At 59.3% G+C, this 13,267-nt stretch carries 7 protein-coding genes and 1 pseudogene; 4 read left to right on the forward strand and 4 right to left on the reverse strand.

Annotated features, from left to right (window positions below; all coding sequences use genetic code 11):
- Positions 1-73: 73 nt before the first annotated feature.
- Positions 74-763: pseudogene (gene lipB, locus ACUXHH_RS03215) on the reverse strand (lipoyl(octanoyl) transferase LipB); the annotation flags it as partial.
- A gap of 208 nt (positions 764-971) precedes the next feature.
- Here lipB and ACUXHH_RS03220 point away from each other — a divergent pair.
- On the forward strand, positions 972-2,633 hold the full coding sequence (locus ACUXHH_RS03220; RefSeq protein WP_458390811.1) for a peptidase: 1,662 nt from the start codon (positions 972-974) through the stop codon (positions 2,631-2,633).
- Between the two features lie 177 nt (positions 2,634-2,810).
- On the opposite strand, the gene sucB is transcribed toward ACUXHH_RS03220, so the two are convergent.
- The 3 genes from sucB to ACUXHH_RS03235 form a co-directional block, all read right to left on the reverse strand.
- Positions 2,811-4,463, reverse strand: coding sequence for a 2-oxoglutarate dehydrogenase, E2 component, dihydrolipoamide succinyltransferase (gene sucB, locus ACUXHH_RS03225; protein ID WP_458390812.1), 1,653 nt, complete (start codon positions 4,461-4,463; stop codon positions 2,811-2,813).
- 191 nt (positions 4,464-4,654) lie between these two features.
- On the reverse strand, positions 4,655-6,040 hold the full coding sequence (lpdA, locus tag ACUXHH_RS03230; protein ID WP_279740318.1) for a dihydrolipoyl dehydrogenase: 1,386 nt from the start codon (positions 6,038-6,040) through the stop codon (positions 4,655-4,657).
- Positions 6,041-6,472: 432 nt separating this feature from the next.
- Positions 6,473-7,969, reverse strand: a complete 1,497-nt coding sequence (locus tag ACUXHH_RS03235; RefSeq protein WP_279790084.1) for a leucyl aminopeptidase — start codon at positions 7,967-7,969, stop codon at positions 6,473-6,475.
- A 448-nt stretch (positions 7,970-8,417) separates the two neighbouring features.
- Here ACUXHH_RS03235 and ACUXHH_RS03240 point away from each other — a divergent pair, with 448 nt between their 5' ends.
- The 3 genes from ACUXHH_RS03240 (at position 8,418) to ACUXHH_RS03250 (ending at position 13,176) form a co-directional block, all read left to right on the forward strand.
- Positions 8,418-9,323 carry a PAC2 family protein gene (locus ACUXHH_RS03240; RefSeq protein WP_279740316.1) on the forward strand — a complete coding sequence of 302 codons (906 nt, stop codon included), beginning with the start codon at positions 8,418-8,420 and terminating at the stop codon, positions 9,321-9,323.
- A 282-nt stretch (positions 9,324-9,605) separates the two neighbouring features.
- Positions 9,606-11,471: a metal-dependent hydrolase gene (locus tag ACUXHH_RS03245; RefSeq protein WP_458390813.1), complete on the forward strand. Its 1,866-nt coding sequence runs from the start codon at positions 9,606-9,608 to the stop codon at positions 11,469-11,471.
- 358 nt (positions 11,472-11,829) lie between these two features.
- Positions 11,830-13,176 carry an RNA polymerase sigma factor gene (locus ACUXHH_RS03250; protein WP_279740312.1) on the forward strand — a complete coding sequence of 449 codons (1,347 nt, stop codon included), beginning with the start codon at positions 11,830-11,832 and terminating at the stop codon, positions 13,174-13,176.
- The last annotated feature ends 91 nt before the right edge of the window (positions 13,177-13,267 follow it).

Genomic DNA, 13,267 nt, shown 5'->3' on the forward strand with positions numbered 1-13,267 from the left:
ATATGACGAACAAAGCCGGACGCGTTACGTGTATGGCCCGTTCGATGCTTATTGGCTGCGTCTAACTCTGTGTTTAGTCCTGCGCCGCCACGGGTTCGAAGGACTCCGCCAAGCGGTTCTGATACTTCAGAAGCTCCGCCTCCAGCGGCACCAAAATATCGGCGGGGGTGACAGTGCGGCCCAGCTGCTCCGAAATGGTGGTAACACCAGCATCGCTAATACCGCAGGGAATGAACTGCTGGAAAGGTGCAGTGTCATTGCAGCAGTTAATTGCGAAGCCGTGCATGGTGGTGTTACGCGAAACGCGCATGCCCAGTGCCGCAATCTTCTTGTCCTGGGTGATGCCGTCGCCCAGAATCCACACGCCGCTACGGCCCTCAACGCGCTCACCCTTAATGCCCAGACCAGCCAGGACGTTAATGATGATTTCCTCGATGATACGCACATACGCCACCACGTCAATGGGCTCGGGCAGACGCAGAATCGGGTAGCCGGTCAGCTGGCCGGGGCCGTGCCAGGTCAGCTTGCCGCCGCGGTCAATCTTGACGACGGGGGTGGACTTGTCTGCGGGATACTCGTGGTCTTCCGTGCGTTTACCGGCGGTAATCACTGCCTCGTGCTCAAGTAGAAGAATCGTATTCTGGCGGGTGCGGTTAGCCACCTCATTGTGGATGCGGTACTGCTCGTCAAGGCACTCAACATAGTTCACATAGTTCGGGGCGAAGCCCACGCGTTCAATCGTCACAGACATACTTTCTACCTTAGTACTGCTAGTGGAGGGAAGAAAATTAGGGCGCCCTGAATCACGTGATGAGCGAACACCTCGGAATGTTACATGAGGGTGTGCTTAGGGGCAGGAGGGTTGAAGAGGTAGATAAATACCTGAATCCACCCATAAGATTCTTTGGAGTGCTTGAAGTATTTTAGTGTGATTAAAGATATTATTTGATATGTTTTGATAACATAATGGTATGATAAGCAAAGAAGCACACGTTCTGGAAAGCATCGCCAACCCGGCTCTACCCACTCTGCAGATTGTCGAGTACCGGGGTGAAGCTACCGAGAGTGCGCCCTCCGTAATCTCTGCGCACTCCGGACGCTACACCCTGCGCACCATTCCTCAGCCAGCCCTGTCCGCTCCCGCTCTACGGCCGGCACTCAACGGGTATGGATTCGAGGAAAACACGGATGCATCTGCTCAAGGGCACGCCCAGACCCCACAGGTAGCCGCCGCCCTACGTAATGCGCCCGGACTCGCCAAGCTCCACGCCGTTACTGATGACCGCGCCGATAGCACCGATCGACTGTTCCTCTGGTACGAACCCCTCGACGCGGGCACCCTCGACAAGCTCCTGCGCGCTCGCACCCTGACACCCGCCGAGATCATGACCCTGGCGCGAACCCTGCACCGGGCGCTCGGCACCCTCAAAAAGGTAGGGGAGGGGCGCGCCGAACTCAGCGCCGAATATATTGCTCTGAGCGCCTCCGGAGTGCCCAAACTTCTGCTTCCTGATACGGCCTATCGTGCAGCGGCTCCTCAAGATATGGAACAGCTCACCGCCGCTCGGGGCAACTACGCCCGCACCGCAGCAGCCCTGCTCTGGCAAGCAGCATGCGGACACACACCGGAACCCTCCGCTGCCCGCATACCCCTCTCACTGCGCATGGTGTCACTGCGGATGGGAGCCACCGGCACCGCACCCGAAGGAGCACCCAGCAGCGAGTGGATTGAGCGCCTCGGTAGAGCCCTCGAATACCTGCTTGACGCACCCGACCAGGAGGCGGCGCTCGCAGGGCTCAGCTCCGTGGTCGCCCTCGCGGAGGAGGTGCCGCCTCGTCCACTCAACGTGTACCTGAGCTGTTCAGAAAGAGCCCGCGCCCTAATTCCCGCAGCTGTGGAGCCTGCGCCGGTGCAAAAGCTCTCAAAGGCTCAGAAGGCGCAACGCTACCTGTCGGAACCTTTGCTTGGCGTGAAGAAGCTGGGGCTCGCAGCTGTCGCAGGTTCTAAACCATTGAGCTCTGCAACGAGCTCCGGGGCTAGCCTTACAAAGAACCCTGTAAAGACTACACCCGCCCCAAAGAAAGCAAATGCGACGGATGCATCCCGCCCGATGATGCTACGTGGTGCGTTCACCCGCCCCACCGAGCGATTGGGACTGGCTGCGTGGCTGGGCATCGCTGTGCTCGCGCTGGGGGCTATTATGCTGCCTCTTGGGTTCACCCTCTACGGTCAGAACGCCCCGGCAACGGCACAGTCCGTATCCTCTCAAACCATGAACGCAGCGGGGGAGCAAGCACCCGGCGGCATGGCAACACAGAATCAGAGTGCACAGGACAAGACAACGAAGGGCGAACAAATCCTACGAGCCCTCATCGATCAGCGGAACCACGAACGGCGCATGCGAGGCGGCGCAGAACTCACCCTAGATACAGCCGAAGAACTCAGCCGCGATAGTGAGAATATCCGCGTGATAGCGGTGGTCTCCGCATCCGGCTACCGCGCCAATAAAACTGAGCAAGAAGCCCGTAAGCTCAGCGAAGAAAACGGCGTCACTCGCCAGAAAGTCATCTTCGACCTGCACCGCGGGGAGAAAGGTTGGGAGATAGCCCGTGCCGAACCCATCCAAGCATAGCTGACACCGCGTAACTGACACTGCGAGAAACGCGGACACAACAAAAGCGGCGGCCCCACCCACCGAAATGGATGGAGCCGCCGCCTTTTGCTCGCTGTCCGGCAAATCCCGGAAAGTTACGCTTGGCTACCCATCAGGGTACCCCCACAAGGAAACTTCCTTGAGTCTTTGCAGGTCTTAGAGACCGAGCTCAGACTCGAAGTTTGCCTCCTCCAGGCGGGTCTTGAGGGTGTGGAGGAAGCGACCTGCGTCTGCACCGTCGACCACACGGTGGTCGTAGGTGAGGGACAGGTAGCACATGGAGCGGATAGCGATAACGTCGTTACCGTCAACATCCTTAACAACCATGGGGCGCTTCACGATGGAACCGGTACCGAGGATTGCAACGTTCGGCTGGTTGATGATCGGGGTGTCGAACAGTGCACCGAAGGAACCAATGTTGGTGATGGTGAAGGTCGAACCCGACAGCTCCTCGGGGGAGATGTCACCGGTACGTGCGCGGCCACCCAGGTCGCCAATAGCCTTTGCCAGGCCAGCAATGCCCAGGTCAGAAGCATTCTTGATGACCGGAACCAGCAGACCCTTGGGGGTGTCCACAGCAATAGCGATGTTCTCGGAGCCGTGGTAAGTGATCTGCTTGTAGTCCTCAGTCATGGAAGCGTTCAGAGCGGGGTGCTGCTGCAGAGCCTCAGCAGTTGCCTGGACGAAGAAGGGCAGGAAGGTCAGCTTAGCGCCCTCACGAGCAGCGAAGCCGTCCTTAGCCTTTGCACGCAGCTGAACAACGCGGGTCACGTCAACCTCGGTGACCTGGGTCAGCTGAGTGGAGACGTCCAGGGACTCACGCATACGCTTTGCAATAACCTGGCGGATACGTGCGGTCTTCTCGACGGTGCCACGTTTGGGGGAAACCTCGAAGGTGTGCGGTGCCTTTGCGGAACCAGCAGCCGGAGCAGCAGCTGCAGCGGGTGCAGCAGCGGCGGGAGCAGCGGAACCCTTAGCAGCGATAGCAGCCTGAACATCCTGCTTGCGGATGCGGCCACCAACACCGGTGCCCTTGACGGTGGACAGATCGATGCCGTTGTCCTTAGCGAGCTTACGGACCAGCGGGGTCACGTATGCTTCGCCCTCAGCAGCTGCCGGAGCAGCAGGTGCAGCGGGAGCAGCAGGAGCGGCCGGAGCAGCAGCGGGTGCTGCGGGAGCCTCAGCAACCGGAGCGGGTGCAGCGGGAGCAGCCGGTGCAGCAGCAGCGGAAGCGTCGCCGATGATAGCCAGAACCTGGCCAACCTCTGCGTCCTCATCCTCGGGGATGCGAATCTCGAGCAGGGTACCTGCTACGGGGGAGGGAACCTCGGTGTCAACCTTGTCGGTGGAAACCTCAACCAGGGGCTCGTCAACCTCAACCTGCTCGCCAACTTCCTTCAGCCAGCGGGTAACGGTGCCCTCGGTGACGGACTCGCCCAGTGCGGGCAGCAGAACCTCGGTGCCTGCAGCAGCAGCTGCGGGAGCAGCCGGTGCAGCAGCGGGTGCTGCGGGAGCCTCAGCAGCCGGAGCGGGAGCAGCAGCTGCGGGAGCAGCCGGTGCAGCAGCGCCGGAACCGTCGCCAATGATAGCCAGAGCAGCGCCAACCTCGACGTCCTCATCCTCGGGGACGAGAATCTGTTCAACAACGCCTGCTACGGGGGAGGGAACCTCGGTATCAACCTTGTCAGTGGAAACCTCAACCAGGGGTGCGTCAACCTCAATGGTGTCGCCGACCTCTACGAGCCAGCGGGTAACGGTACCCTCGGTCACGGACTCGCCCAGTGCGGGCAGTACTACGGTGTGGGACATAATCTTTCCCGTTCTCCTTGTGAATGCTTGAACTAGAAAAATGTGAGCGGCGACCCGGATGCGCGCCGTATGCATCGAAGCACGTCGACGCGCATCCGGATAGGGGGCGTTGTTCAGCGGATACGCCCGCAACCGCTAACGACCAACGGTCGTCAATACTAAGCTGACGCGCTAACGCCAGTCAGCAAAATTTATGCGCTGTGCAGCGGGGTGCCGTTCAGGACCATTGCTGCCTCACCCAGGGACTCGTTCTGAGTCGGGTGTGCGTGGATGAACTTAGCGACGTCCTCGGGGAATGCTTCCCAAGCAACCCACATCTGAGCCTCACCAATCTGCTCACCCATGCGCTTACCAATAGCGTGAACACCAACGATGGGGCCGTCCTTCTGGCGGACAACCTTCACGATGCCGGTAGCACCGAGGATAGCGGACTTACCGTTACCAGCCAGGTTGTACTCAGCGGTCTCAACGTTCTCAGCGCCGAACTTCTCCTTAGCCTTGGGCTCGGAGTAACCAACGGAAGCGATCTCCGGGTCACAGAAGGTGACCTTGGGGATGTTGACATCTTCAACGATGGTGGGGTTCAGGCCAGCGATCTCTTCTGCAACGAAGATACCCTGCTGGTAACCGCGGTGAGCCAGCTGAACGCCGGGGACGATGTCGCCAACAGCGTAGATGTTGCCAACACCGGTGTGCAGGCGCTCGTTAGCCAAGACGAAGCCGCGATCCATGGGGATGCCCTGCTCCTCGTAGCCCATGTTTGCAGTGTTCGGGCCACGACCAACAGCGACCAGAACAATCTCTGCCTCGAAGACCTTGCCGTCAGCCAGGGTGACCTTAGCACCGTTAGCGTCCTGCTCAACCTTCTCGAAGAGGGTGCCGGTGTTGAACTTGATGCCGCGCTTCTTGAACGCACGCTCCAGAACCTTGATGATGGCCGGATCCTCGTTGGGAACCAGGTTCGGCAGGCCCTCGATGATGGTGACGTCAACACCCATAGCGTTCCACATGGATGCGAACTCGCAACCAATCACGCCGCCACCGAGCACGATAGCGCTCTTGGGCAGGTAGTCCATCTCCAGCGCCTCAGTGGAGGTCAGAACGCGACCCTCAATGGGCAGACCAAAGGTCTTGGAGACCGAGCCGGATGCCAGGATAATGTTCTTACCCTTGTACTCAACACCACCGACGGTGATGGTGTCCTGAGCGGTCAGCTTACCCTCGCCGGGGATAACCTCTACGCCCTTCATCTTCAGCAGGCCCGCAAGACCCTTGAACTTACCGGAGACGATGCCGTCCTTGTAATCGCGAACCTTGCCCATCTCGATGGACTGCAGTACAGCGTTAACGCCAACCTTGGACGCCTCGCGTGCCTCTTCAGCCAGTTCAGCAGCGTGCAGGTACGCCTTGGTGGGGATACAGCCGGTGTGCAGGCAGGTGCCGCCGACCTTTTCCTTCTCGATCAGACCGACGGTGAAGCCTAGCTGGCGTGCGCGAATAGCTGCCGAGTAGCCAGCGGAACCGCCGCCGAGGATGAGGATGTCGAATTCTTGAGCCACGATATTGCTCCCTTGCATAGTTGTTGGGGCTGAAACCCCTGCAATGAGTTCTTTACCAATTTACTGGTAGGTTCCTCAGCATGCGCGAAAGGCCCGCGAGCTCGAAAAACTTGCGCGCCTCTCCGCGCACGCAGAAAAACACTTAATACAACAATACCCCCGTTGAGGGTCGTTTAAGTTCACTCAGGGCGGTTTTAGCCGATTAATCGCCTAAACACCGCAAATTTTTCACCACGCAAGAAAAGGGCGGGTCATAAAACAGTCAGATGACAGCACCACCACAGTCGGAACATATAACGCAGTCAAGAACAAGACAAAACAAAGAGGAGGGCTCCCCGATAGAAATACAGGAAAGCCCTCCTCAGATCTGCTCTATGCTGTGCGGCCGTGCACCAGATAAGGAGCACCAGTTAGGATGCGCCAGCTAGGAGCCACGCCTAGCCAAGCAGACTACTTAGCGTACGACTCGATGAAGTTCACCAGGGTAGCGGTACCGAAACCGGTGCCTTCCTTCGGAGTGAAGCCGTACGGGGACTCCTCATTGAACGCGGGGCCTGCAATATCCAGATGAGCCCAGGGGATGCCCTCGCCCACAAACTCCTTCAGGAACAGGCCCGCAGTCAGCGCGCCACCGTAGCGGGAACCAATGTTCTTCAGGTCGGCAACAGGGGACTCCAGGCTCTTTCGCAGATAGGACTCTAGCGGCATCGGCCAGTAAGACTCACCCGCAGCAGCGCCGGCTGCAATCACGCGGCCACGAATCTCCTCGTCACCGAGCAGAGCAGCAGTGCGCAGACCCAGAGCAGCCATAGCGGCACCGGTCAGGGTAGCGATGTCCAGGATGACGTCCGGGTTCGACTCAGAAGCCAGAGCGATACCATCAGCCATGACCAGGCGACCCTCAGCGTCAGTGTTCAGCACCTCAACGGTGCGACCATCACGCATGGTGATAATGTCCTCCGGGCGCAGTGCATGACCGCCGGGCATATTCTCAGCCAAGCACAGGTAACCGGTCACAGCAACCGGAATATCCAGCTCCGCGGAAGCAACCACAGCGCTCAGAACCGATGCGGCACCAGCCATATCGCACTTCATGGTCATCATCGAAGCGGCAGGCTTCAGCGAGTTACCACCGGTATCGAAGGTGATGCCCTTACCAACCAGAGCAACGTGAGCCTTCGGGTTCTCCGGGGTGTACTTTACAACGGCAAGAACCGGCTTGCGCGGTGAACCCTGACCAACACCGGAAATGCCGCCAAAGCCCTCCTCGGCCAGGCGGTCGTGGTGGAAAAGCTCAATCTCAATGTTCGAGTAATCCTCAGCAACCTCAGCAGCGAACTCAGCGAAAGTCTCCGGGTACAGGTGCGACGGAGGCAGGTTCACCAGTCGGCGAGCGTCCTTAGCGGTCTCGCCCAGAACTAGGCCGTGCACCAGAGCCTCTTCAGCCTCATCCTGATCAATCGACGAAACAATCAGAATGGAATCGAGCTCTTCCTTGACCGAATCCTTAGTCTTGCCGCGCAGACCCTCCTCAACGAAGTTACCCAGCACAGCGCCGTGAGCAATAGCCTCAATTTCCTCTACCGAAGAAACACCGAAATCAAAAGCAATCTCCTCAGCAGAACCAACCAGCTGACGAGCCGCAGAACCGGCAGCATAACGCAGAGCATCCAGGCGCTCCTGACCCTCAGCAGCATCAGAGCCCAGACCCGCCAGCGCCACAATGCCGGCCCCGGTGTCCTCAAGGCCGGGCAGACGCAGCAGCTGATCGGGGGCACCCGAAGCGCCCAGCGCCTCCAACAGCTCGTTAATACCCTCAAAAGAGTCCTCAGACAGGGAGCTCGGCGCCAGGTACGGGCCGTCCGAACCCTTCAGAACGCCCAGAACCAGAACGTCTGCTTCAAGCGCCTCAAGGTCAGTGCTGTGAATAGACAGAGACAGAGACATCGTTACTCCTTTGCGTATGTCTTCTCAAAATAATGGGGGGCACATCCTCGCGCCCGAATCCTCGCGCCCGAAAAACTCAACTGTAGGCCCGCGACGAGTGAGGATGAATACCGCCGCGCAAAGCCGCGCGGACTACTGCTTCTACTCTACACGGATATGTAGGAGGATGTGAGGTTCAGCTCTCACCCTGAACAGCTGGCAGAACAGAAAAATGCACAAGAAGCGGAGCTGCGGCGCTTTAAGAACGTCGACGAGACACCAAACAAGTTCACCTACTGCGAGAAAAGTCCGCACACTGTCGAGACAGGGCGGTAGTGGCATAAAATGAAAGACTACGGAAAGCGTCAGATAACAGAAGACGCCCCTTCGCCCCAATACCTCGGGTGCCGGCAGAAACACTAACCCCACCCCGAACACGGTGCGAACTAGACAGAAGTGAGGAGGCGTAATGCTCAACCCCGAAGATCTCTACTTAGCCAACACCAAAATATTGGACGACCCCAGGATGCACGGGCTAACCCTCATCATCGCCCTTTCCAGCCCGCAAGACGCAGGCTCCACGGCAGGCCAGCTCGGACAGGTGCTGCTCAGCGAACTCAAAAATATTGAAATCGTCGAGTTCGACAGCGATCAGTTGCACAACTACCGTGCCCGCCGCCCCTACATCCGCTACGAAAAAGACCACTTCGAAAAGCCGCAATACCCGCAGCTGAAGCTCTACGCCGCAGAAGATAGCCTCGACAAGCCGTTCCTGTTGCTCACCGGCGCCGAACCGGATCTGCAGTGGCAGCGCTTCGAAAAGGCGGTGCTGACCATCGCCCAGCGGGTCAAGCCCTCCCTGGTCGTGCTGGTCTCCGCATTCCCCATGCCGGTGCCGCACACCCGCCCCTTCCCGATTACCGCGCACGGCTCCCGCAAGGACCTGATTCGCGGCATCTCCCCGTGGAAGCCCAGCGCGGACGTACACGCAACCGTCACCAACCTGCTGGAAGTGCTCTTCACTGAAAACGGAATCGACACCGTCGGCTTCGGAGTGAACATTCCCCAGTACATTTCGGAGGCGGACCTGCCGCAGGGCACCCTAACTGCCCTCGAACACGTGGGTATGGCAGCGCACCTCTCCCTACCCACCGAGAACCTGCGCGAAGCCGCACGCCACGTACATAGTCAGATCAACGATCAGGTCAAGCAGAACCCCGAAATCGGTCGGATGATTACGACCATGGAAGAGAACTACGACGAGAACTTCCGCACCTCCGACATTGCGGTTCCCCTCTCGCGACGCGATGCACACAACGTGCCCAGCCGCGATGAGATTGGTGCGCTCTTCGAACGGTTCCTCGACGAACAATAGGTGCGTCCAGTAGGGGAGACTGCGGGGGGCGCGAGTCATAGGGGAGTGGAGGGGTACCCGCCACGAACCTGGCTCAGGGCTACCATCTGGCCCTTCGAATACCGCCCGTCAGATAGTGTGTGACAGATTATGACGCGGCACCCCGCACCGCTGTGGACAAACCTCGGTGCACAAACGAACAATACGAATAAATCTGTGGAATCTTCGGACACATGAACCGAAGTATCCACAGAATTATTTGTATGATCTGCGCACCCACGTAAACCATGCCACCGTGAAAGCATGAACGCAAACAACATCTCCAGCGGCAATACCCCTAACAACAACCACCTCCACGGCAGCTACGACACGCCCCCGCCCATCCGCAACGAATACGACGTGCTCAGCTGCGCCCTCCACCAGCACGGCTACTGGCCCGACCGCTCACTCATCATCCTCACCGCAACCGACAACACCCTCGGCCCCAGCCTGCGCGTCAACCTACCCGACGAACCCTGCCCCCACAGTGAACGCGCCGACTTCCTGCACGAAACCTTCACCAAACTCCCCACCTGTCACAACGGCGAAACCCTCACTCGCTTCTACGCCATCATTATCGACGGCGACAACACTGTACGCCAACGGCAACTGCACTCCAAGACCGCACAACTGGCCGCCATTGAAGAAATCCAACAGGACGTCGACACACAAACCCCCATCAATGCATGGCTCCACCTGCTCCACGACCCTCGCATCGTCAGCGAACTACGCTGCGAAGACGTCATCTACGCAGGCGGCGCCAGTATCTGGGCGCTTAACCCCGAACAGCAAGCGCTCACCCTCCTCGCACCCATCGAAGAAATCCGCCACAGCAACTACTACACCTGGCTCACCCGCCACGGCGACACCATCGCAGACACCGCCCAACACAACTACGCCCACAGCCCTTGGGATACCGACCCCACAACCAACCCTGAAACCCGCCACGACTGGGAAAACGCCGTAGAACTCTGGGACCAGACCCACACCACCCGCCATGACGAAGCCCGCCAGAGCATCCGCACCATCTACCGCCAAGCCCAAATCGACCTGTGCTACTGGGACGCCGCCATCAACGCCGCCGCGCATCTGCTCGCCACCCACCCGGTCGATAACACCGGTAACCCCACCACCAGTGACGTGCCCACCATCGGTGATACACTCCGTGAACTCATCCCCGCCGAAGTCGCCGGGCACCTACGCGCCTCCATCGCACCGGTAACTCTCAACCCCATCACCGCCGAAATGCTCACCTACCTCGCCAGCTACAGGCTGAACCACGCCCAAAAAGCGCTCGCCTACCTGCACTACTCCGCCCAATACACCTACCACGCCTTCGGCGGCGAATACCCCAGCACTAGCCCCAACCCCGCGCCGCTCGAACCACCCCACTACGGCACCCGCATCACCCGCAAAACCTATATACCCGCCAGCTTCACCCATGCACTCAGCACCGCCCCCGGCATCGAACAGGCATACGTACGCGCCGTGCCCGAAAAATGCGTGCAATGGCAAGACTGGATCCGCCGCACCCACCGTACTATCCAACAGAGCCGCACCATTCAGCAGAACCGCAGCATCAAACACACCAACCTCAACGACTGGGCACTCGAAAACCTCACCCCCGCCGACCACGCCAGCGCCGCCAAACTCAACGCCATCAGCCGCGACGTGCTCCCGCGCCTCGACGAACACCCCAACGACCACAACAAACTCGAAAACCTCCAACAACGAATCGACGAAAGCTGCACCACCAGCGAATACCTCACCAAACACCACGCCGCCTACACCCACTACCTCAATGCCCTCAAAGGAAAACTAGACAGCCCCTACTGGGCACGCCTCAACGCACTCGAACTACTAACCAGCCTGCTCACACCCCACAGCACCGACGGAGAATACGCCGCACTACGCAACACTCAAGCCTGGACCAACTGGTACAAGGGCTACAGCACCTACGCCCGCCTACTCCGCCATGAAGCTTGCCGCCACACATTCGGAAAGGACCTCAATATCCTCGATGTACACCTTCACGCAGGAAACCTACCAGACTGGATCAAACACACCATCTGCGGCGAACCCGGAACACGACGCGAACCTATCAGTGCCCTCAAACCCCGAAAACCCTAAAACCGGTACCTAAAAGCGAGGTGCAAACAGGGGAGGGGCGCGCCACCGGGCACGCCCCTCCTATTGATTCCTCCCTCCCACAACCGCACCCACCCAAAACCAGGTCCACAAGCCACCCAAACAGCGCGTCAAGTTGAAAGCCACCAAAAATCTGCAATACTTATATATTGACCCCGTACAGTCAATGCGCTACAACGCGCCCTCAAACCGCCCAACGCACGCGGAATAAAACCCGCCCCCACAGCGTTAAACCGGACAAACGCAGCAAACACCCTGACCGAGGACGCCAGCGCAGACTTGACAGGGTCTTAGGTGTTTTGCAGACAAAGCACCCCACCACAAGCCAGAAAGGGTTCTAGTGGCACCTGCAACCAGCAAGAAGACCGCGACCGGCGACGCAACCGAAGAAACTGTCGCAAAAACCACCACCAAGACCACCCGCACCAAGAAGGCAACCACCAAAGCCGCAGCGGCAACCGAAGACACCACCGGTGCAACCGCCGAAACCGAGGCAGACAAGCCCAAGCGCACCCGCAAAACTACCACCAAAACCGCAACCAAGCGAAAGACCGGTGGCCGCCGCAAAAAGAGCGACGATGACGAATTCGACCTCGGACTCGACGAAGAACTCGAAACCACCGACGGCGAAGACGAAATCGACGAAGAAGACGAAGAAACCGCAGCCAAAATAGAAGAAAAGAAGGCCGCAGAAGCAGTAGCAGCCAAGGGCTCGGGCTTCGTCCTCACCGCAAACGACGAAGACGACGCACCCGCACAGCGCGTCGTCACCCCCGGCGCAACCGCCGACCCCGTCAAGGACTACCTCAAGCAAATCGGCAAAGTCTCCCTGCTCAACGCACAGCAGGAAGTCGACCTCGCCATGCGCATCGAAGCAGGCCTCTACGCCGAACACAAGCTCGCCGAAAACCCCGACATGGACAAAGACCTCCAAAAAGCCCTGCGCTGGGTCATCCACGACGGTAAGCGAGCCAAAAACCACCTGCTAGAAGCCAACCTGCGACTCGTTGTCTCCCTCGCCAAGCGCTACACCGGCCGCGGCATGCTCTTCCTCGACCTCATCCAGGAAGGCAACCTCGGCCTCATCCGCGCTGTCGAAAAGTTCGACTACTCCAAGGGCTTCAAGTTCTCCACCTACGCAACCTGGTGGATCCGTCAGGCCATCACCCGCGCAATGGCAGACCAGGCTCGCACCATCCGCATCCCCGTGCACATGGTAGAGGTCATCAACAAGCTCGCCCGCGTGCAGCGCCAGATGCTCCAGGACCTCGGCCGCGAACCCACCCCCGAAGAACTCGGCAAGGAACTCGACATGACCCCCGAAAAGGTCATCGAAGTCCAGAAGTACGGCCGCGAACCCATCTCCCTGCATACCCCCCTCGGTGAAGACGGCGACTCCGAATTCGGCGACCTCATCGAAGACTCCGAAGCAGTCGTACCCGCAGACGCAGTGTCCTTCACTCTGTTGCAGGAACAGCTCCACTCCGTGCTCGACACCCTCTCTGAGCGTGAAGCCGGCGTGGTTGCAATGCGCTTCGGCATGACCGACGGCCAGCCCAAGACCCTCGACGAAATCGGCAAGGTCTACGGCGTGACTCGCGAACGAATCCGTCAGATTGAGTCCAAGACCATGTCTAAGCTCCGTCACCCGTCGCGTTCGCAGGTACTGCGCGACTACCTGGACTAGTACTCCGATAACGGTGCACAGGTTCCCGCTCGCGGTACAGCTCCGCATGACCGGCACGCGGACGATGCTCGTCTTCAGCGACTGGAGGCGC

It is taken from the genome of Rothia sp. 110740021-2, from assembly GCF_054263775.1.

Excerpts from the sequence above, each read along its gene's own strand:
- ACUXHH_RS03240 (WP_279740316.1), top strand. The coding sequence starts at position 8,418 with ATGCTCAACCCCGAAGATCTCTACTTAGCCAACACCAAAATATTGGAC.
- ACUXHH_RS03245 (WP_458390813.1), top strand. The coding sequence starts at position 9,606 with ATGAACGCAAACAACATCTCCAGCGGCAATACCCCTAACAACAACCAC.
- lpdA (WP_279740318.1), bottom strand. The coding sequence starts at position 6,040 with ATGCAAGGGAGCAATATCGTGGCTCAAGAATTCGACATCCTCATCCTC.
- sucB (WP_458390812.1), bottom strand. The coding sequence starts at position 4,463 with ATGTCCCACACCGTAGTACTGCCCGCACTGGGCGAGTCCGTGACCGAG.
- ACUXHH_RS03235 (WP_279790084.1), bottom strand. The coding sequence starts at position 7,969 with ATGTCTCTGTCTCTGTCTATTCACAGCACTGACCTTGAGGCGCTTGAA.
- ACUXHH_RS03220 (WP_458390811.1), top strand. The coding sequence starts at position 972 with ATGATAAGCAAAGAAGCACACGTTCTGGAAAGCATCGCCAACCCGGCT.